The sequence below is a fragment of the Acidovorax sp. genome, assembly GCF_021287135.1.
GTDB lineage: Bacteria > Pseudomonadota > Gammaproteobacteria > Burkholderiales > Burkholderiaceae_C > Acidovorax.
On record NZ_JAJTBB010000047.1, the window covers coordinates 11,899 to 32,367 of the forward strand.

At 66.5% G+C, this 20,469-nt stretch carries 13 protein-coding genes; 5 read left to right on the plus strand and 8 right to left on the minus strand.

The features are described 5' to 3' along the window. Positions 1-13 precede the first annotated feature (13 nt). The 3 genes from LWW96_RS11265 to adeC are packed head-to-tail and all read left to right on the plus strand — an operon-like array spanning position 14 to position 5,813. Positions 14-1,222: an efflux RND transporter periplasmic adaptor subunit gene (locus LWW96_RS11265; protein WP_291486990.1), complete on the plus strand. Its 1,209-nt coding sequence runs from the start codon at positions 14-16 to the stop codon at positions 1,220-1,222. A gap of 21 nt (positions 1,223-1,243) precedes the next feature. Beyond that, positions 1,244-4,405: an efflux RND transporter permease subunit gene (locus LWW96_RS11270; RefSeq protein ID WP_291486992.1), complete on the plus strand. Its 3,162-nt coding sequence runs from the start codon at positions 1,244-1,246 to the stop codon at positions 4,403-4,405. 1 nt (position 4,406) lies between these two features. Continuing rightward, positions 4,407-5,813 carry an AdeC/AdeK/OprM family multidrug efflux complex outer membrane factor gene (gene adeC, locus LWW96_RS11275; protein WP_291486994.1) on the plus strand — a complete coding sequence of 469 codons (1,407 nt, stop codon included), beginning with the start codon at positions 4,407-4,409 and terminating at the stop codon, positions 5,811-5,813. 82 nt (positions 5,814-5,895) lie between these two features. On the opposite strand, the gene LWW96_RS11280 is transcribed toward adeC, so the two are convergent. Then, the gene (locus LWW96_RS11280) at positions 5,896-6,810 is read right to left on the minus strand and encodes a LysR family transcriptional regulator (protein ID WP_291486996.1); all 915 of its coding nucleotides are present in this window, start codon (positions 6,808-6,810) and stop codon (positions 5,896-5,898) included. A 129-nt stretch (positions 6,811-6,939) separates the two neighbouring features. Here LWW96_RS11280 and bla point away from each other — a divergent pair, with 129 nt between their 5' ends. After that, a complete protein-coding gene (gene bla / locus LWW96_RS11285; protein WP_291486998.1) occupies positions 6,940-7,851 on the plus strand; it encodes a class A beta-lactamase in 912 nt (303 codons plus the stop codon). Between the two features lie 157 nt (positions 7,852-8,008). On the opposite strand, the gene argA is transcribed toward bla, so the two are convergent. After that, the gene (argA, locus tag LWW96_RS11290; protein ID WP_291486999.1) at positions 8,009-9,355 is read right to left on the minus strand and encodes an amino-acid N-acetyltransferase; all 1,347 of its coding nucleotides are present in this window, start codon (positions 9,353-9,355) and stop codon (positions 8,009-8,011) included. Between the two features lie 194 nt (positions 9,356-9,549). Then, a complete protein-coding gene (locus tag LWW96_RS11295) occupies positions 9,550-11,445 on the minus strand; it encodes a serine hydrolase domain-containing protein (protein WP_291487001.1) in 1,896 nt (631 codons plus the stop codon). A 280-nt stretch (positions 11,446-11,725) separates the two neighbouring features. Here LWW96_RS11295 and hrpA point away from each other — a divergent pair, with 280 nt between their 5' ends. Next, positions 11,726-15,790, plus strand: coding sequence for an ATP-dependent RNA helicase HrpA (gene hrpA, locus LWW96_RS11300; protein WP_291487003.1), 4,065 nt, complete (start codon positions 11,726-11,728; stop codon positions 15,788-15,790). A gap of 24 nt (positions 15,791-15,814) precedes the next feature. On the opposite strand, the gene LWW96_RS11305 is transcribed toward hrpA, so the two are convergent. From LWW96_RS11305 to LWW96_RS11325, 5 genes are all read right to left on the minus strand, one after another. Further along, positions 15,815-16,171, minus strand: coding sequence for a hypothetical protein (locus LWW96_RS11305; protein ID WP_291487005.1), 357 nt, complete (start codon positions 16,169-16,171; stop codon positions 15,815-15,817). A 154-nt stretch (positions 16,172-16,325) separates the two neighbouring features. Then, complete coding sequence (locus LWW96_RS11310) at positions 16,326-16,754, minus strand: hypothetical protein (RefSeq protein ID WP_291487008.1); 429 nt, start codon at positions 16,752-16,754, stop codon at positions 16,326-16,328. Further along, positions 16,738-17,361, minus strand: coding sequence for a transcriptional regulator (locus LWW96_RS11315; RefSeq protein ID WP_291487010.1), 624 nt, complete (start codon positions 17,359-17,361; stop codon positions 16,738-16,740). The genes LWW96_RS11310 and LWW96_RS11315 overlap by 17 nt, the downstream gene beginning before the upstream one ends. A 228-nt stretch (positions 17,362-17,589) precedes the next feature. Next, positions 17,590-19,473, minus strand: a complete 1,884-nt coding sequence (locus LWW96_RS11320) for a DUF262 domain-containing HNH endonuclease family protein (RefSeq protein ID WP_291487012.1) — start codon at positions 19,471-19,473, stop codon at positions 17,590-17,592. Positions 19,474-19,521: 48 nt separating this feature from the next. Continuing rightward, positions 19,522-20,445, minus strand: coding sequence for a DEAD/DEAH box helicase family protein (locus LWW96_RS11325; RefSeq protein ID WP_291487014.1), 924 nt, complete (start codon positions 20,443-20,445; stop codon positions 19,522-19,524). Positions 20,446-20,469: the final 24 nt, after the last annotated feature.

Genomic DNA, 20,469 nt, shown 5'->3' on the forward strand with positions numbered 1-20,469 from the left:
AGGAGCCTTGTTCATGCGCTTGCTTCCTGCTATTCAACGACCCGTGGCCGTGGTGGCCACCGTTTCCGCCCTGGCTCTGGCTGCCTGTGGCGAAGCGCCCCAGCCCCCGGCCACTGGCGGCGGGGGCACGCCCCAGGTGAGCGTCATCACCGTGCAGCCCCAGCGCGTGCCGCTGAACACCGAGTTGCCGGGCCGCGTGGCCCCCGCACTGATTGCCGAGGTGCGCCCCCAGATCACCGGGCTGGTGTTGCAGCGCCGCTTCAAGGAAGGCAGCGATGTGAAGGCCGGCGATGTGCTCTACCAGATCGACCCCGCGACTTACCGCGCCAGTGTGGACAGCGCCAAGGCCGCCCTGGACAAGGCCGATGCCAACCTGGTCACCGTGCGGCTGAAGGCCGGACGCTTCAAGGAACTGGCCGCCATCAAGGCCGTGAGCCAGCAGGATGCCGACGACGCCGCCGCATCCCTGCAGCAGGCCGAGGCCGAGGTCAGCTCCGCCCGCGCGGCGCTGCAAACGCAGCGCATCAACCTGGACTACACGCGCATCACCTCGCCCATCAGCGGGCGCATTGGGCGCTCCAGCGTTACTCCGGGCGCGCTGGTCACGGCCAACCAAGCCGGTGCCATGGCCACGGTGCAGCAGCTCGACCCGATCTATGTGGACGTGACGCAGTCCACCAGCACGCTGCTGGCGCTCAAGCGCTCGATGGATGCAGGCATGCTCAAAACCGGCACCGCCAAAGTGCGCCTGGTGCTGGAGGATGGCAGCGTGTACGCGCAGCCCGGCAAGCTGCAGTTTTCGGACGTGACGGTGGACCAGAGCACGGGTGCGGTGACGCTGCGCGCCGAGTTCCCCAACCCCCGCGCCGATTTGTTGCCGGGCATGTATGCCCGCGCCGTGTTGGAAGAAGGCGTGCTGGAGCAAGCCCTGCTGGTGCCCCAGCCCGCAGTGGCCCGTGACGCGACCGGCAAGCCCTACGTCTTTGTGGTGGATGGTGAAGGCAAGTTGCAGCAGCGCAGCCTGGTTGCCGACCGCGCCGTGGGTGACCAGTGGCTGGTGACCGACGGCCTGAAAGCGGGTGACACCGTGGTGGTGGAAGGCCAGCAAAAGGCGCGCGCTGGCCAGCCGGTGCAAGCCCAGCCCTACACCCCGGCAGCCTTCAAAAAGACGGAAGCGGTGCAGAAGATGGCCGCCGCCAGCGCACCCTCCGGCACCCGTTGAACACCCTGCAAAGAGAATCCCATGGCCCGTTTTTTCATCGACCGCCCCATCTTTGCGTGGGTGCTCGCCATCATCACGATGCTGGCAGGGGTGATGGCAGTGCTGACACTGCCCATTGCCCAATACCCCACCATTGCGCCGCCCGCCATCGCCATCTCGGCCACCTATCCGGGCGCCTCCTCCAAAACGCTGGAAGACTCTGTCACCCAGGTCATTGAGCAGAAGATGAAGGGGCTGGACAAGCTCTCGTACATCGCCTCCACCAGCGAATCCTCGGGCAGCGTGACCATTACGCTGACCTTTGAGAACGGCACCGACCCCGACACCGCCCAGGTGCAGGTGCAGAACAAGCTGGCCCTGGCCACGCCACTGCTGCCCCAAGAGGTGCAGCAGCAGGGCGTGCGCGTGACCAAGTCGGCCAACAACTTCCTGAATGTGCTGGCCTTCGTGTCGGAAGACGGAAAACTCAACGGCGCGGACCTGTCCGACTACGTGGCGGCCAACGTGCAGGACCCGATCAGCCGCGTGGAAGGCGTGGGCGACACGACGCTGTTCGGCTCGCAGTACGCGATGCGCATCTGGCTGGACCCCAGCAAGCTCAACAGCTTCAACCTCACGCCGCTGGACGTGAAGACCGCCATCCAGGCGCAGAATGCGCAGGTCTCTGCAGGGCAGCTCGGCGGCCTGCCGTCCACCGACGACCAGCAGCTCAATGCCACCATCACGGCGCAAACGCGCATGAAGACGGCCGACGAGTTTGCGGGCATTTTGCTGCGCACCCAGACCAACGGTGCCGCCGTGCGCCTGAGTGATGTCGCACGCATCGAACTGGGCAGCGAGAGCTACGCCACCGTGGCCCGCTTCAACGGCATGCCCGCTGCGGGCCTGGCCATCAAGTTGGCCACCGGCGCCAACGCGCTCAATACCGTCAAGGCGGTAGACGCCAAGCTGGCAGAGTTGGGCAAGTTCTTTCCGCAGGGCATGAAGGTCATCAAGCCGTATGACACCACGCCCTTCGTGCGCATCTCCATCCAGGAAGTGGTGAAGACGCTGCTCGAAGCCGTGGTACTGGTTTTTGTGGTGATGTACTTGTTCTTGCAGAACTTCCGCGCCACGCTCATTCCCACCATTGCGGTGCCGGTGGTGCTGCTGGGCACGTTTGGTGTGCTGGCGGCGTTTGGGTATTCGCTCAACACACTGACCATGCTGGCCATGGTGCTGGCCATTGGCTTGCTGGTGGACGACGCCATCGTGGTGGTTGAAAACGTGGAGCGGGTGATGAGCGAGGACGGCCTGTCACCGCTGGAGGCCACGCGCAAATCCATGGGCCAGATCACCGGCGCGCTGGTGGGCGTGGCCCTGGTGCTGGCAGCGGTGTTTGTGCCCATGGCGTTCTTTGGTGGCTCCACGGGCGTCATCTACCGCCAGTTCACCGTCACTATCGTGTCGGCCATGACGCTGTCGGTGCTGGTGGCCATGATCCTCACGCCAGCCTTGTGCGCCACGCTGCTCAAGCCCATTCCCAAAGGGCACGGGCTGGCGACCAAAGGGTTTTTTGGCGCCTTCAACCGTGCTTTTGACCGCAGCAACCGCGGCTACCAGAGCGTGGTGCAGCGCATGCTCCAGCGCGGTGGGCGGTGGATGGTGGTCTACGTTCTCTTGGGGGTGGTCGTAGGGTTTGTGTTCACCAAGATTCCCGCGGGCTTCTTGCCCGACGAAGACCAGGGCACCCTGTTTGCCATCGTGCAGCTGCCGCCGGGCACCACGCAACGCAACACCGAACACGTGCTGGAGCAAGTGCGGCACCATTTTCTGGAAGAGCAAAAGGACGCGGTGGAATCGATCTTCACCGCGGCGGGCTTCAGTTTTGCGGGCAGTGGGCAGAACACGGGCATCGCCTTCGTCAAGCTAAAGCCCTGGGGCGAACGCACGGCGGCAGGCCTGAACGCCCAGGCTGTGGCCAACAAGGCAATGGGTGCGCTGTCGCAGATCCGCAATGCCTCGGTGTTTGCATTTGCACCGCCTGCAGTGTCCGAGCTGGGCAATGCCAGTGGGTTTGATCTGATGCTGCAAGACCGCGCCAATCTGGGCCACGACGCCCTGATGGCTGCGCGCAACCAGCTGCTGGGCGCGCTGATGAAAGAGCCCGGTCTGGTGGCCGTGCGCCCCAACGGCATGGAAGACGAGCCCGAGTTCCGCCTCGACATTGATGAGCACAAGGCGGGTGCGCTGGGCCTGTCCATGGCCGACATCAACAACACCTTCTCGGTGGCGTGGGGCAGCAGCTATGTCAACGACTTTCTGGACAAGGGCCGGGTGAAGAAGGTCTTCTTGCAGGCCGATGCGCCGCACCGCATGGTGCCCGAGGACATTGGCAAATGGTTTGTGCGCAACAGCAGCGGCACCATGGTTCCGTTCAGCGCGTTCTCCACGTCGGGCTGGATCACCGGCTCGCCCCGCCTGGAGCGCTACAACGGCGTGGCCTCGGTGGAAATCCAGGGCATGGCGCTGCCGGGCGCTCTGTCCAGCAGCCAGGCACTGGACTTGGTCGAGCGCCACGCGGCCGAGCTGCCTGCCGGCATTGGCTTCGAGTGGACGGGCGTGTCGCGCCAGGAGCGCGAGGCGGGCGGCCAGGCCATGCTGCTGTACGCAGTGTCCCTTCTGGTGGTGTTCCTGTGCCTGGCGGCGCTGTATGAGAGCTGGTCCATACCGTTCTCGGTGCTGCTGGTGGTGCCCCTGGGGGTGCTGGGCACGCTGGCGGGCGCGGTGCTGACGTGGAAGATGAACGACGTGTACTTCCAGGTCGGGCTGCTCACCACGGTGGGGCTGGCGTCCAAGAACGCCATCCTGATCGTCGAGTTTGCGAAGGACCTCTATGGCAAGGGCATGCCGCTGGTGGAGGCTGCCGTCACGGCGGCGCGCATGCGGCTGCGGCCCATCCTGATGACATCGCTCGCGTTCATCCTGGGCGTGTTGCCGCTGATGCTGAGCAAGGGCGCGGGCGCTGGTGCGCAAAACGCGCTGGGCACGGCCGTGGTGGGCGGCATGGTGTCGGGCACAGTGCTGGCCATTTTCTTCGTGCCGCTGTTTTTCGTGGTGGTGCAAAAGCTGTTCGGGCGCAAGAAGCACACCCTGGACAGCGCTGCGCCCCTGACTTCACCTGTCTTGCTGGAGGGCCATTGAGATGCCTCGTTCCCTGACCTTGTCTCTGGTGGCTGCTGCATTGGTGCTGGCGGGCTGCGCCAACCTGGCGCCCGCCTACGAGCGGCCCGCCGCGCCCGTGCCTGCGGCCTACCCCGATGCGGCGCCTGAAAGCGGTTTGGCGGCCGACATGGATTGGCGCACGTTCTTTGCCGACGCCAAGCTGCGCAGCCTGATCGAGCTGGCGCTGGCCAACAACCGCGACCTGCGCGTGGCCGTGCTCAACATCGAGCAGGCCCGCGCCCAATACCGCGTGCAGGACGCGCAAACCTTGCCCACGGTGAACGCCACGGGCAGCGGCACCGCAGCGCGCACCCCGGCCAGCCTCTCCGGCACGGGTGCGGCCATCACCAGCCACCAGTACAGCGCCAACCTGGGCGTGAGTGCCTATGAGCTTGACCTGTTTGGCCGTGTGCGCAACCTGAGCGCGCAGGCGCTGGAGCAGTTTCTGGCCACCGAGCAGGCCCGCCGCACCGCGCAGATCAGCCTGGTGGCTGAGGTGACCACGGCCTACTTGAACTGGGCCGCCGACCTGGAACGCCTGGCCTTGGCACAAGAGACCCTGCGCAGCCAGAGCGAGTCGTACCGGCTCACGCAGACCCGGGTGGAACTGGGCGCGGCTTCGGCCCTGACGCTGCGCCAGTTGCAAACCAGCGTGGAAAGCGCGCGCGTGGACGTGGCCCGCTATACCGGCCAGGTCGCACAAGACCGCAACGCCTTGGCGCTGCTGCTGGGCACGCCTGTGCCCGAAGCGCTGGCGCCCGACGCGTTGGGCGATGCGCTCAATGCGTTGCCCGAACTGCCCGCCGGCGTGCCGTCCGACCTACTGCTGCGCAGGCCCGATCTGCTGCAGTCCGAACACCAGCTCAAGGCTGCCACGGCCAATATTGGCGTGGCGCGCGCGGCGTTTTACCCCCGCATCAGCCTCACGGCCGCAGCGGGCAGCAGCAGCGCGGATCTGTCCGGCTTGTTCAAGGCCGGTTCGGGCAGCTGGAGCTTCATCCCGCAAATCAGCCTGCCCATTTTTGACGGCGGCGCGAACCAGGCCAATCTGGACAGCGCCAGAGCTGCCCAGGGCATCGCCGTGGCGCAGTATGAAAAAGCCATCCAGACCGCCTTCCGCGAAGTGGCCGATGCGCTGGCCCAGCGCAGCGCGGTGGGCGACCAGCTGCAGGCGCAAGGCGCCCTGGTGCAGGCCAGTGGCGAGGTGCTGCAAATGTCGCAGGCCCGGTTTGACCGGGGCGTGGACAGCTACCTCGATGTGCTGGACGCCCAGCGCTCGTGGTACGCGGCGCGCCAGACCCTCATTGCCACCCGGCTTGCGCGCCTGACCAATGGCGTGACGCTGTACAAGGCGCTGGGCGGGGGGTGGTCGGCTGCGCAGTCTTGAATGTGAAGCCCTTCCTGGCGCGTGTTTTGGAGGTTGCTATATATTTGATAGCTGTTTGCGCTTTATGCATAAGCGCTAGGGCCTAGTTTGATTTAATTTTCTGGACTGAAACCTCAGCCACAGCGTCCGCCGCAAGGGGGATGCTGGCCTGGGCCTGCAGCCATTGCCGGAACGCATGCATGGCCGCCGTTTCGCTGCGCGACTGCAAGTGCGTCAACCAGTAGGCACCGCGATGCAACTCCAGCGCAAAGGGCTGCACCAGCCGCCCTTGCTGTAGCTCGCGCGTGAACATCTTCACCGGCAGCAAGGCCACGCCCGCGCCTTGCGCCGCCGCCTCGGCCAGCGTGAGGGAGGAGTCGAACACCGCGCCGCGCACCACGGGGCAGGGGGCGCCCGCGGCGTCGAACCACGCCGCCCATTCGTCCGCGCGGTAGCTGCGCAGCAGGGGCTGGCGCGCCAGGTCGGCGGCAGAGCGCAGCCCGTGGGCCAGCGCCGGCGCGCACACCACGGACAGCGGCGCGTCCATGATGCGTTCGGCATGCGTGCCGTGCCAGGCGCCGTCGCCAAAGCGGATGGCAAAGTCCAGCCCTTCGCCCGCCATGTCCACGCGGTTGTTGTGCGTGAGCAGGCGCAGGTCCACAAACGGGCAGGCCTGCTGAAAGTCGCGCAGCCGCGGCAGCAGCCAGCCCACGGCAAAGGTGCCCACGGCACCCACGGTGAGCACTTCGCGCGGGCGCGTGTCGCCCAGTTGCTCCAGCGCCCGCGCCAGGTTGCCAAACGACTCCACCACCACCGGCAGCAGGGCCTGGCCCTCGTCCGTCAGCGCCAGCCCGCGCGGCAGGCGCCGGAACAGGGGCTTGCCCAGGCGGTCTTCCAGCTTGCGGATGTGCTGGCTCACGGCCGTCTGGGTCACATGCAGCTCCTCGGCCGCGCGGGTCAGGTTGAGGTGGCGGGCCGAGGCCTCGAAGGCGCGCAGGGCGTTGAGCGGCAGGTGCATGGCGCGGCGTCGCGAGGGCGTGGTGAGGAATAAGTTTTTCTTGGGGTTGGCGGCAATTATTGTCGATGGTGCGCAGGGCCGGCCCTCGATATCGTTCGCGTCTTGTTCTTGTTCCTTTTTAGGTTTCTGATGCAAAGACGACAGTTTTCCTTGGGTGTGATGGCCGCCGCAGCGCTGCCAGTGTGGGGCTGCGCGAGCGGCCTGGGCGGCCCCGGCAGTGCGGGCCGCCGCGACGCCGTAGCGCGCCGGTGGAGTGAAACGCTGGCAGGCATCGAGCGCTCCGCGCAGGGGCGCCTGGGCGTGGCCCTGCTGGACACCGGCTCGGGCCTGGCCCTGGGCTGGCGGCAGGACGAGCGCTTTGCCATGGCCAGCACGTTCAAGGCCGCACTGGCGGGCTGGATGCTGGCGCTGGTGGACCAGGGCCGGGAGCGCCTGGACGCGCGCGTGCATTACGCCGAGGCCGATGTGGTGCCGTATTCACCCGTCAGCGGCGCCCGCGCCGGGGCCGGCGGCGGGCTGACGGTGGGCGAGCTGTGCGCGGCCACCGTCAGCCTGAGCGACAACACCGCCGCCAACGTGCTGCTGGCGCGCCATGGCGGCCCTGCGGCCTACACGGCCTTTGTGCGCTCGCTGGGCGACGAGGTCACCCGGCTGGACCGCAACGAGCCCACCCTGAACGAAGCTGCCCTGGGCGACCCCCGTGACACCACCACACCGCAGGCCATGCGGCAGACGCTGCAGAAGCTGGTGCTGGGCGACGCGCTCACGCCCGCGTCGCGTGCCTGGCTGCAGCGCTGGCTGGTGGAAACCAGCACGGGCGACAAGCGCCTGCGCGCGGGCGTGCCGGGCTGGAGGGTGGGCGACAAGACGGGCACGGGCAGCGCGGGCACGTCCAACGACATCGGCGTGCTGTGGCCGCCGGGCGGCGGCGCGCCCGTGGTGGTGACGTGCTACCTCACGCAGTCCACGGCCTCGCCCGAGCAGCGCGACGCCGCCATTGCGCAGGTGGCGCGGGCGGTGGTGGCGGCGCGGCTGGGGTAGGGCGAATGTAGCGGGTTGGGGAACAACCTGGTGGGGTGGGCAAGCTGCTGCCCGCCCCTTGCCAACCCGCCGTTCGGGCTGAGCTTGTCGAAGCCTTGCGCTGCGCTTCAACAGGCTCAGCGTGAACGGCTGGCCGGGCGTTCACGGCCCCGGTGTTTCAGAGCTTCTTCACCAGCACCTGGCTGCGCCGGTCCCAGTTGTACTTGCGCTTGCGCGCATCGGGCAGCCAGTCGGGGTCCACGGGCTGGAAGCCGCGCTTGATGAACCAGTGCATGGTGCGGGTGGTCAGCACGAAGATGCTCTCCAGGCCCAAGAGGCGCGCGCGCTGCTCGATGCGCTTGAGCAGCTTCTCGCCGTCGCCCGTGCCCTGGCTCTGGGGCGACACGGTCACGGCGGCCATCTCGGCCGTCTTGGCTTCGGGGTAGGGGTACAGGGCCGCGCAGCCGAAGATCACGCCGTCGTGCTCGATGATGGTGTAGGCCTCGATGTCGCGCTCGATCTCGGTGCGGTCGCGCTTGACCAGCGTGCCATCCTTTTCAAACGGCTCGATCAGCTGCAGGATGCCGCCCACGTCGTCGATGGTGGCCTCGCGCAGCTCCTCGAGCTTTTCGTCGATGACCATGGTGCCGATGCCATCGTGCACATACACCTCCAGCAGCAGCGACCCATCCAGCGCAAACGGGATGATGTGGCTGCGCTCCACGCCGCCCTTGCAGGCCTTCACGCAGTGCTGCAGGTAAAAGCCCGTGTCGGTGGGCTGCTGCGCGGTGGGCAGCTGGGCCAGCAGGGCCTGCGCAGCGGCCAGCGGCAGCTCGGTGTCGATGGGGTTGTCTTCGCTCTCGGGCTCCAATGGGTTCATGCGGATGCCGGGCACTTCGGTCAGGAAGATCAGCTTGTCCGCGTGCAGCTCGATGGCCACGCTGGTGGCCACTTCTTCCATCGCCAGATTGAAGGCCTCGCCCGTGGGCGAGAAGCCAAACGGCGACAGCAGCACCAGCGCGCCCATGTCCAGCGTGCGCTGGATGCCGCCCACGTCCACCTTGCGCACCAGGCCCGAGTGCTGGAAGTCCACGCCGTCCACGATGCCCACCGGCCGTGCCGTGAGGAAGTTGCCCGAGATCACCCGCACTGTGGCGCCCGCCATGGGCGTGTTGGGCAGGCCCTGGCTGAAGGCGGCTTCAATTTCATAGCGCAGCTGGCCGGCGGCCTCCTGCGCGCAGTCCAGCGCCACCGAGTCGGTGATGCGGATGCCGTGCGAATACTTGGCGGCATGGCCCTTGGCCGCCAGCTGCTCGTTCACCTGCGGGCGAAACCCGTGCACCAGCACGATCTTCACGCCCATGGCCTGGATCAGCGCCAGGTCTTGCGCAATGCTGTGCAGCTTGCCCGCCGCAATGGCCTCGCCCGTGAGCCCGATCACAAAGGTCTGGTTGCGGAACTTGTGGATGTAGGGCGCCACCGAGCGGAACCAGGGCACGAAGGTGAAGTTGAAAACGGCGGACATGGCGGTGTGCAAGGCCCTCAGCAGGTGGGGGAACAAACGGGGAATAGGGCGGTCCGCAGGTCTGCAGACCGTCCGGCTCAGGCGCGCATCATAAGCATGCTGAGCATCGCCGTGGCGCCGGGCGGGCGCGGCGGTGCGGCGCTGCGGCGTCAACAATGGCAAAGGGGCGCCGTTCGACGGGGCAACGCTGGCGCTCAGTCCTTGCGCAGGTACACCCAGCCGCCCGCGTGCAGCCAGTCCTGCCGCTCGCGCGTGGTCACCACCAGTTCCACCAGATCGCGGCCGGCGTCCAGGGGGACCTGCACCGCCATGCCCGCGCGGTCGGCCGACAGCGGCAGCAGGAACTGGCTGTCGTCCCAGAACAGGTAGCCGGGCAGATCGGGCAGCTCCTTCAGCGCGGAGGTGCCCATGTCCAGCGCCATGGGGATGGACTGGGGCCCTTCGCTCGCCACCTGCCAGGTGCTGGGCAGCCGCGCCGCCCAGGCGGCGGGCAGGGGGCCGGGCGCGGGCGGCATTTGCTGGCCGATGGGCGTGGTCACAAGGTAGTGCCCGGCGGTCGCGCGTTCGCGCATGAGCAGGTAGCGCCGGCCGTCCGCCTGCTCCCAGCGGTACTGCGTGGCGGGGTTGGCGTCGGACCACCACCACCCGTCCGTGCGCAGGCGCAGGCTCTGGCACCGGTCCACCCAGGCGCCGCGCTGGGCGCTCCATGCGCACAGGTCGATCTGCTGGCCGTCCGGCGAGGTGGCCTTGAGCGGGGCGCGCGAACTGCCGTAGACCCCCAGCAGCGCACCCACGGCGGCCGAGGAGACGGTGGCGTGGGGCGGTGCGGCCAGCGGCAGGGGCGGCGGCAGGGTGCGCAACGGCCCGCTCTCCTGCAGGGCGCGCAGCAGGATGCCCTCGGCCACCGGGCCGGGCTTGAAGCCGGCGGAGCTGCCGGTGAGCAGCAGCGCCAGGCCCGCCTGCGGCAGCACGTAGAAGTCGCTGGAATAGAACATCGTGCCGCCGCTCTTTTGCCAGGCCTCCACGCCGGCGGCCTCCAGGCCGGGGTGGCGCGTGGTGTCCCACCCCAGGCCCCAGTGCCAGTCGGCGGGCAGGTTGACGCGCACGCCCTGGTTCTGGGCGCTGGCCATCTCGCGCACCCCGGCCTTGGAGACGATGCGCTGGCCGTCCAGCTCGCCGCCGCGCAGCAGCAGGGCGGCCAGTTTCATCATGTCGCCGGGGGTGGTGCAGAGCCCGCCGGTGGCGTAGCCCATCATGAACTCCTGGCCCTGCGGCACCTCGCGGATGTGACCGGGCGCAAAGCTGCCGGGCGGCAGGGGCGCCAGCGTGTAGCCCGAGCGTGCCATGCCCAGCGGGTTGAGCAGGGCCGACTGCACAAAGGCCGGGTAGCTCTGCCCGGTGACGGCCTGCACCACGCGTTCCACCAGCGTGAAACCGTCGTTGCAATACACCGCCATGGCGCCTGGGGCGTGCTTGAGGTGCATGTCGGCCAGGGCCGTCTCCAGCTCCGCGGCGTAGCCCTGCAAGGGAGCGAAGGTGAACACGTTGTGCAGGTACGTCCCCGGCAGGCCGGACGCGTGGCTCAGCAGGTGCCGCACGGTGATGTCGCGGTAGCCGGGCGAGAGCATGCTGAAGCCGGGCAGGTAGCGCACCACCGGCGCATCCAGCGCCACCAGCTGCCGGTCCACCAGCACCATCACGGCCAGGGCCGCGATGACCTTGCTGACGGAGCCCACGTTGAAGCGTGTCTCGGGGGTGGCGGGCGTGCCGGAGGCTTCGTCCAGCACGCCGAAGGCCTCTTGCCAGACCAGGCGGTCGCCCTGCAGCAGCGCCACGGAGGCGGCCCGGGTCTTGGGCTGGTTCGGCGCGGCCTGCATGGCCTGGCGGATCGCGTTGCGTCCCCAGGCCATGGTGGCCGTGAGCAGGGGCGCCGGGTTGTTGCCGCTGCCGCCGCAGCCCGGCAGCAGCGGCGCCAGGCCGGTGGCGCCGGCCCAGGCGAGCCAACCGCGGCGCGACGCCAGCGCCAGGGCAGGCGGCGTGGGGGTGAGGGGGGATAAATTCTGTGCGGAGGGCTGGGGGCGCGTTCGCATTCTTGTGGGTTCCAGGGCCGTGGCCGCTGGGACGCGGCGCACGGATTACATACTGAAATCCGGGGGGTCCGCACAAATTGTTCGGGTCGCCGTATGCAAAGGCCGCCTGCCGCGGTGGGGCGACCTTGAGGATTGCGTTGCCAGAACACCGCGCGGTGAGGGCCCAGGGGCCGCCGGCGCATGGCGCGCTGGCCTGTGCAGAACCTGCGGTGCCGCGCGTGGGGCCACTGCGCCGGGTGTTGCACGCTGCCAACGAAGCGCTCGGATAATGCGGCCCTTCATGACCGATTCCGCGCCTTCCTTGCCCCCATCTCCCCCACCCGCCGCCCGCCAGGCCGCCCCGCTGCGCATCACCTTCCCCGACTCGCTGCCCGTGTCGGGCAAGCGCGAGGAGATCATGGCGGCCATCGACAAGCACCAGGTCGTCATCGTGTGCGGCGAAACGGGCTCGGGCAAGACCACGCAGCTGCCCAAGATTGCGCTGGCGCTGGGCCGGGGAAAATGCAATGCAAAACCCGGACAGAAAGGCCAGCTCATCGGCCACACCCAGCCGCGGCGCATTGCCGCCAGCAGCGTGGCCAAGCGCATTGCCGAAGAGCTGCAGACGCCGCTGGGCGATGTGGTGGGCTACAAGGTGCGGTTCCAGGACCGCTTGAGCCGCGACGCTTCCGTCAAGCTGATGACGGACGGCATCCTGCTGGCCGAGACGCAGACCGACCCGCTGCTCAAGGCCTACGACACGCTCATCATCGACGAGGCGCACGAGCGCAGCCTGAACATCGACTTCCTGCTGGGCTACCTGCGGCAGATCCTGCCGCGCCGGCCGGATCTGAAGGTCATCGTGACGTCGGCCACTATCGACGCTGACCGGTTTGCCAAGCACTTTGAAAGTGCCAAGGGCCCGGCGCCGGTCATCATGGTCTCGGGCCGCACCTTTCCGGTGGAGCAGCGCTACCGCCCGTTTGAAGAGAGCCGTGACTACGGCCTGAACGAGGCCATTGCCGACGGGGTGGACGAACTGTGGGCGGGCAACGCGGGCGGCGACATCCTCGTCTTCCTCCCCGGCGAGCGCGAGATCCGCGAGGCCGCCGACCACCTGCGCAAGCACCTGTCGCACCAGCCCGTGATGCGCAATGCCGAGGTGCTGCCGCTGTTTGCGCGCCTGTCGCAGGCCGAACAGGACCGCATCTTTGACGGCCACACCGGCCGCCGCATCGTGCTGGCGACCAACGTGGCTGAGACCTCGCTCACCGTGCCGGGCATCCGCTACGTGATTGACGCAGGCACGGCGCGCGTCAAGCGCTATTCGTTCCGTAGCAAGGTGGAGCAGCTGCTGGTGGAGCCCGTCAGCCAGGCGGCCGCCAACCAGCGTGCGGGCCGCTGCGGCCGCGTGGCCAACGGCATCTGCATCCGCCTGTACGACGAGGCGGACTTCAACAGCCGCCCGCGCTTTACCGACCCCGAAATCCTGCGTTCCTCCCTCGCGGGCGTCATCCTGCGCATGAAGTCGCTGCACCTGGGCGATGTGGCGCAGTTTCCGTTTCTTGAGGCCCCTTCGGGCCGCGCCATTGCCGACGGCTACCAGCTGCTCTCCGAACTGGGCGCGGTGGACGACGCCAACGAGCTGACGCCCATGGGCGTGGAGCTGTCCAAGCTGCCGCTGGACCCGCGCGTGGGCCGCATGATTCTGGAGGCCCGCGAACGCCGTGCGCTGGACGAGGTGCTGATCATCGCCAGCGCCCTCAGCGTGCAGGACGTGCGCGACCGGCCTTTGGAAGCGCAGCAGCAGGCCGACCAGGCGCACGCCAAGTTCGACGACGACAAGAGCGAGTTCAGCGGCTACCTGAAGCTGTGGAAGTGGATCAACGAGGCCCGCGGCGGGGCGCCCAGCCTGCCTTCGGCCCGTGCGCAAAAAGCGATGGCGCTCAAGAAGGCGCCCTCGCAGGCCATCCTGCCCGTGGGGCAGCGGGCGGCTGCGCCGGTGCCTGCTCCCGCTCCGGCGCCGGAAGCCGCGCCCACGCACAAGCTCAGCAACCGCCAGTACGAGGCGCTGCTGCGCCAGAACTTCATCAGCATCCGCCGCCTGCGCGAGTGGCGCGACATTCACACCCAGCTGCTCACGGTGGTGACGGAGCATGGATGGCGGGTCAACACCCAGCCAGCGAGCTACGAGCAGATTCACCTCTCGATGCTGGCGGGCCTGCTGGGCAACGTGGGCTGCAAGAGCGACGAGGATGACTGGTATCTGGGCGCGCGCGGCATCAAGTTCTACAAGCACCCCGGCGCGCACCTGAACAAGAAGCCCGGCCGCTGGATTGTGGCGGCCGAGCTGGTGGAGACCACGCGCTTGTTTGGCCGGGGCATCGCGGCCATTGAGCCGCAATGGATCGAGCAGATCGGCGGCCACCTGCTCAAGAAGCAGATGCTGGACCCGCATTGGGAGAAGAAGGCCGGCCAGGTCACCGCGCTGGAGCGCGCCACGCTGTACGGCATCGTCATCTACAACAACCGCCGCGTGGACTTTGGCACGGTGGACCCGCACGGCGCGCGCGACATCTTTCTGCGCGAGGCGCTGGTGCAGGGCGAGTGGGAAACGCGCCTGCCGTTCCTGGCCGCCAACCAGAAGCTGATCGCCAAGGTGGAAGAGCTGGAGCACAAGTCCCGCCGCCAGGACGTGTTGGTGGACGACGAGCTGATCTACGCCTTCTACGACCAGCAGGTGCCGCAGGACGTGTGCAGCGGTGCGACCTTTGAGCGCTGGTACAAGGATGCAAGCCGCGCCAACCCCGAGCTGCTCAAGCTCACGCGCGACGAGCTGATGCGCCACGAGGCCGCGGGCATCACCACCAGCGCCTTCCCCAAGACCGTGCGCCTGGGCGGCGTGGACTGCAGCGCCAGCTACCTGCACGAGCCCGGCGACCCGCGCGACGGCATCACCGTGACGGTGCCGCTCTTTGTGCTCAACCAGGTGAGCGAGGAGCGCTGCGAATGGCTGGTGCCCGGCATGCTCAAGGACAAGATCCAGGCCCTGCTCAAAAGCCTGCCGCAGCGCCCGCGCAGCCGCTTTGTGCCGCTGCCCGAATCGGCCACACGGCTGGCCGAGCTGTTTGCCGCGCCTGAGCGCTTTGGCACCGGCAGCCTCACGGACGCACTGCTCAAGCAGGTGCGCGACGAGACCTCGCTGGATGTGAAGCGGGCGGACTTCAAGCTCGACATGCTCAGCCCGCATTTGTTCATGAACTTCCGCGTGGTGGATGAGCACGGCCGCCAGCTCGGCCAGGGCCGCAACCTGGGCGCGCTCAAGGCCGAGTGGGGCGCCAAGGCGCGCGGCGCCTTCCAGGCGCTGGCGGGGCTCAAGCTGGGCGGGCAGGGCGGTGGTTTAGAGAAAAAAACGGCTCCAGCGCCCGATGGTAAAGCGCAAGCAGCTACAAAAACAGTAGCAAAATCCGCGCCTGCACCCGCGCCTGGACCCGCTCCATCCCCCGCCGCACCCGCGGGCCAGCGCTACACCACCTGGACCTTTGGCGAGCTGCCCGAGCTCATGGAGATCAAGAAGGGCGGGCAGACCCTGGTGGGCTTTCCGGCGCTGATCGACGGCGGCGACGCCGTCACCATCGAAGTGTTCGACGAGCCCGAGGTAGCCGCCGCCAAGCACCGCGCCGGCCTGCGCCGCCTGTTTGCGCTGCAGATCAAGGACGCGCTGAAGTACCTGGAAAAGAACATCCCCGACCTGCAGAAGATGGCCGTGGCGTTCATGCCCCTGGGAACGCAGGAAGAGCTGCGCGCCCAGATCATCGACGTGGCGCTGGACCGCGCCTTTCTGCTGGACCCGCTGCCCACCGACGAGGCCGGCTTCAAGCGCCGCGTGGACGAGGGCCGGGGCCGCCTCACGCTGATCGCCAACGAGGTCGCTCGCCTGGCGGGCACCATCCTCATCGAATACGCCGCCGCGGCCCGCAAGCTCAAGGACACCAAGAACGCGCCCGACGCCACGGCCGACGTGCAGCAACAGCTGCAGCGCCTGGTGCCCAAGCAGTTCATCGCCCAGGCCCCGTGGGCGCAGCTGGCGCACTTTCCGCGCTACCTCAAGGCCATCACGCTGCGGCTGGACAAATACCGTGCCGACCCCGCCCGCGACGCCGCCAAGCTGGCCGAGCTGCGCCCGCAGGAGCAGCGCTACTGGCGCCTGGTGGCCGAGCGCAAGGGCGCCGTGGATGCGCGCATGCAGGAACTGCGCTGGCTGCTGGAGGAACTGCGCGTGAGCTTCTTCGCGCAGGAGCTGCGCACGCCCCAGCCGGTGAGCGTGAAGCGGCTGGACAAGCTGTGGGCGCAGGTCAATAGCTGACCGGGGCCGAGCCGGCCTCGGCCCTCACTTTTTCAGCCAAATTTTGACCGTCACGTACATCGCGTATCCCAGGGCGACCACGATCCACACCACAAAAAACAGGTTGGCCCAGTACTGGTTCGAGTGTTCTGCCAACGTGTAGATCTGGTGGGCGCAGCCTTTTCCGACACAGGGGATTTCGCGCAGTACCAGGGCGCGCAGGGCTGCAAACAACAGGTACGCAGCAATGCCGCTGATGACCAGAAACCCGACCGGCCCGACGGGCGGCTTGGTGAACCCATCGTTTTCATCACGCAGGCCCTGGTTCAGCAGCTTTTGCCCGTACCGGTACCACACGTATCCAACGAGAAGCATGAGCGCGTAGTAGAGGAGGGTCAGCATGGCGTGGGGCGGTGGTCGTGTGTGCGCATGGGCAATGTGGCGAGTGTCGCTGGTTCGCCCAGCTGCTCCACATAGTCGCCATAGCTCATGCCGTCGTCGCGCAGCACGTTGCAGTAGTTTCAGAGCTTCTGGACGAGGGAGTGGGTGGTGGTGTTCATGGGGAGGTGATGGGCGGCAAGGCGCCAAGTTTGTCTGCCACCTGTTTGCAGGCCGTGATCAGGTCGGTGACGAGCCGGGTATCGACTTCGAGCATGCCTTCGTACTCGCCCAGGTTGCGGGCGTCATGGCACTTGGACAACACGCGCCACACTTCGGGGCCCAAGCCCAGCGTGTGGGGCAGCAGTTGAAAAACAATGAATCGGTTGCCCGAGCGGTAGCCGTGCCAGCGCAGCGCTGCAAGGCACAGCGCGTGCGCAGCGTTGTAGGCCAGGTCAAACCGGCTTTCGAGGGCCAGGTCGGGCTTTTGGGCGTCTTGCAGGCGGGCCAGCCCCATGCGCTGCAGGCCGCCAAATTCATTCGCATCAGGCGGCTCTGGGCGCAGGGCCTTGCCCGGCCCGGCCAGGTTGTCAAAGGGCGAGGTCATCGGGGCCTCCTATCAGCCAGACCTTGGGTTGCGCCATGACGCGCGACACAAAAGCGCCGCCTTCCCGCAGCCGCTTAGCAAAGTCTTGCGGCGTAAAAATGTTGGGGTTGACCTCGCGCCCCAGCTGCGCGCTCACGTTTTGCAGCGCCAGAATGGTGTCGCCATAGGTCAGGGTGTCGCTGACTAGCAGCAGGTCAATATCGCTGCGGGCCGTGTCTTGCTGCTTGGCGACGGAGCCATACACAAACGCCACCTTGATCTGCGCCGCCAGCGGTGCCAGCGCAGCACGCAAGGGCTCGGCCATGCCCACCGTCTTGCGCACCAGGCTGCACAGCTCTTCGTAGATGGGTGAATCCGGGTTGGCCTGGTAGTGCTTCTGGTTGCCCACGGGTTTGACCGTGACCAAGCCACTTTGGGCCAGGCGCGCCAACTCCCGCTGCACAGCCCCCGAGCCCACGCCTGCCAGATTGATCAACTCGGTGGCGTAAAAGCTGCGATCCGGCTGCCCGAACAGCAGGCCCAGCACGCGCTGCTGCGTGCCTGAAAACAGGGCACCCGCCAGGCTGGTGCGGTGTGGTTCGGTGGTGTGAGTTGGCTGCGTACCCATTTTGGGCATTTTAATACCCAAAATGGGTTTTTAAACCGGATGGGGGTGAAGCGCAACGGATGGCGCTGCAAGGGTAGTCTTTGGGGTAAAAATGGCCTCTACAGCCCGTCTATCAAGCGCAAGCAGCTATCAAAGTTGTAGTGCATTGATTACGGCGCCGCTTCGACTTCTTGCAGCTCTTTCAGGGGTGCGGCGGCCGTGCTGGGGAACCTACGGACGGCGCTTCGCTTATGCCGGTCCAGCCCAAACCTTCACTGCATGAGAGAACAGCAGCTCGCTACGGCTAGCAATCGCTGCTTCGTCCCATTTAACGGCGGCCATCAACGCCTTGTTCAGCTGTAGATTCGAGTGCTCGAAAAGGGCATTGCGTTTCACGTCGAACTCTCTGTTTCTTACCGAGCGATTTACCCCGTAATGCACCATCGTCAGGTTGCCGAACACCGGCACCGATGCCTGACGATTTGCGATCAGCTCGCTCTTCTCGCTCAACTGCGTTGCTGTGTACGACATCAGCACGGCGTCCGAGATTTCCTGCTGAGAAACCGGCATGCCGTTCGCCAATGGCCAATATTCAGTCCACGCCTGGGGCAAGATGTGGTCAATGTCCATGTCGTCCAGGCTGAGAACCACCTTCTCCTCCGTACGGGCCGAGCGCATGGCCATCTCCAAGCGATGGAACATCGCTCGCAACTTGGCGGCATCCAGCCGACCGGGGTAGATCTCGGCGCTGAGCCAGTGCTTTCTGAATTCGTCGTCCCGGGGCCAGCGCGAAGCTTCGCCAGTTAGGTCTGCCAGGAAGTCCTTGAACGCCAGGGCATCAGCACCTGCCTCGAACAGTTTCTTGAGTTGCAGAGCAAAAACCTTGTTGTAGTTCTTACGCGAAAGCCCACAGACTGTGCGCCGGACGAGATACGACTCGATGGCGTCAAAAATGGCGCGCTGGTCGGTATCCAGCAGGGAGCCAGCAGCTACGTTGAGTGCCAGGGCATGTGTGGCCGACCCATCCCAAACGGCAATACGTCGGCCAAACTCGGCGATGGGCGTGGTGCCAACTCCGGTGACCAGACCCTTGTAGTGCTCGGCGTACCGGTTCAAGAAATTCAGCTGCGCGCCCGCGCTGTGCAGCGTCAACTCGCCATCTACGCAGCGGCGGTAGCCGACATACAAGCGCCCGATATCAATTTCTTCGCCGGTTTGCGCCTGTACCGCTGTTTGCACAAACCACTCAAGCCGGGGCTTGTTTAGGCGTCCGCGCTTCTGGGGCTCTGACCACAGTGGGGCCTCAAACTGAGACCACAGATTGTTGTAGAGCTGGTCTGCGTCCGTGCCCGCACGCATGAAGATAAAGTTACGTATCAGGTCGGTGGCATGCAGCTCGGCGCCCCGGCCGTTGAGTGTCTCAAAAATGACCTGGGCATCATCCTCCTCTCCCAGCGATATGCACACGATGGACAAGTCGGTCAGGATGGCAGAGGCCAGCGCAGCCATGAGTTGTGCTGGAGGCGTCTCACGGTCACTTTCAGCCCACTCGTGCATGGCCTCTCGGAAGTAGCAAATGGCTTCCAGCGCGGGCGGGTGGTCTGCGCCGATCTTACGCAGTGTGCCTTGACGAGTGAAGCTGTCTGCGAACCGCTCCTGCAGTTGCTCGTAATTGGCCGCCGTCATGGCGCTGACGAACTGCTGTCGATCGCGGAAGGTGGGCCAAAGCTTGAAGCGCTCCACCTCTCGGTCCTCCATGGTCTCGGGGTTGGGGTTGTTGAGGCAGGCATCCACCACCGATAGCAGCGCATTTTGCTCGGCCTCGCGCAACACGTGGCACAGGGCCGTGAGCACGTACTGCATGGTGGTGAGTCGCTGTTGCCCGTCAATGATGTGGTGGCGCTCCACACCCAGCAAGCCCAGTTTCTTCTGCGGCTCCAGGACTACAGCACCCATGAAGTGTGGTACCGGCTTGTTGCCCTGAAGGCGCGCTTCGGCCTTGTCGCGGATGTCTTCCCACAGTGGCCCCCACTGCTCCTCGCGGTTCCAAACGTAGGCCCGCTGGTAGAAAGGCACGCGGTATTGGCGGCGGTCCTGATAGATCTGTTGGACGCTGACGGTGGTTGAGTGCATTTTTTTCTGAAAGTTACTCGTTGGATCACGCGGTATGAAACGCCTTCGTCAAAGTTGCCTGCCGCAGCGCCTGCGCGCGCTGGAGGTTGGCGTCAACTTCGGCTTCGACTTCGCGGAGGATGGACAGGTGACTACGCGGGCGGATGTGTCGATGTGGCCGCCCTGCAGGTGCTGGACGATGTATTCCTCGCCAAACTTGTAGTTGTTGTAGGGGCTGGCGTAGGCGTCAAACTCTTTTTTGGTCTGGCGGGCGAGGTTGCCCCGGTCTACCAAGAACAGCACGCGGCGTGCGCCCCCGAACTTGATGAGGCGGTAGATGAAGCCGATGCTGGTAAACGTCTTGCCGCTGCCGGTGGCCATCTGGATCAGGGCCTTGGGTTTGTTGGCGGCCAGGCTCTTCTCCAGGTTGGTGATGGCGCCGATCTGCGCGGGCCACAGTTCGTAGTGCGCGCCGCCGCTGCCCCATTCAGTCACCAGCTGGGGCATGTTGCGCATGCGGGCCAGGAAGGTATCGGGTGGTTCGCTGACGCTGCTGCTATGGCTGGCGGGTGGGAGCAAGGCCAGCCATTGCACCATGAGCTCGGGGCGGAAGAAGGCAAACACGCTGCGGGCACGCGGCTCGGGGTCCAGCCCGTTGGTGAAGTGGGTTTCTACGCCCGTGCTTTCCCACACAAAGGGCAGGGGGCGGCTCCAGGCGGGCAGGGTGGTGGGCAGGCCCTTGGCGTAGCGGCTGCTTTGCAGCTCTACGCCGGTCAGGGTGGCGCCTTCTTTTTTGGCTTCGATCACGCCGCAGGCTTTGCCGTTGACGTAGAGCAGGTAGTCGGCATAGCCAAAACCGGGGTTCAGGGGGAACTCGCGAATCGCCACGCCCACCGCTGCGTGGATGTTGGCGTCTGCAACGTTGCACACGTGCCAGCCTGCCGCTGTCAGCAATGCATCAATGGTTTGCCTGGCCTTCGCCTCTGGCGTCATGCGGCTTCCTCCCTGCGGGCCATT

Bases quoted from the DNA above. Each gene is read 5' to 3' on its own strand.
- LWW96_RS11265 (WP_291486990.1), top strand. From the start codon at position 14: ATGCGCTTGCTTCCTGCTATTCAACGACCCGTGGCCGTGGTGGCCACC.
- LWW96_RS11270 (WP_291486992.1), top strand. From the start codon at position 1,244: ATGGCCCGTTTTTTCATCGACCGCCCCATCTTTGCGTGGGTGCTCGCC.
- adeC (WP_291486994.1), top strand. From the start codon at position 4,407: ATGCCTCGTTCCCTGACCTTGTCTCTGGTGGCTGCTGCATTGGTGCTG.
- LWW96_RS11280 (WP_291486996.1), bottom strand. From the start codon at position 6,810: ATGCACCTGCCGCTCAACGCCCTGCGCGCCTTCGAGGCCTCGGCCCGC.
- bla (WP_291486998.1), top strand. From the start codon at position 6,940: ATGCAAAGACGACAGTTTTCCTTGGGTGTGATGGCCGCCGCAGCGCTG.
- argA (WP_291486999.1), bottom strand. From the start codon at position 9,355: ATGTCCGCCGTTTTCAACTTCACCTTCGTGCCCTGGTTCCGCTCGGTG.
- LWW96_RS11295 (WP_291487001.1), bottom strand. From the start codon at position 11,445: ATGCGAACGCGCCCCCAGCCCTCCGCACAGAATTTATCCCCCCTCACC.
- hrpA (WP_291487003.1), top strand. From the start codon at position 11,726: ATGACCGATTCCGCGCCTTCCTTGCCCCCATCTCCCCCACCCGCCGCC.
- LWW96_RS11305 (WP_291487005.1), bottom strand. From the start codon at position 16,171: ATGCTGACCCTCCTCTACTACGCGCTCATGCTTCTCGTTGGATACGTG.
- LWW96_RS11310 (WP_291487008.1), bottom strand. From the start codon at position 16,754: ATGACCTCGCCCTTTGACAACCTGGCCGGGCCGGGCAAGGCCCTGCGC.
- LWW96_RS11315 (WP_291487010.1), bottom strand. From the start codon at position 17,361: ATGGGTACGCAGCCAACTCACACCACCGAACCACACCGCACCAGCCTG.
- LWW96_RS11320 (WP_291487012.1), bottom strand. From the start codon at position 19,473: ATGCACTCAACCACCGTCAGCGTCCAACAGATCTATCAGGACCGCCGC.
- LWW96_RS11325 (WP_291487014.1), bottom strand. From the start codon at position 20,445: ATGACGCCAGAGGCGAAGGCCAGGCAAACCATTGATGCATTGCTGACA.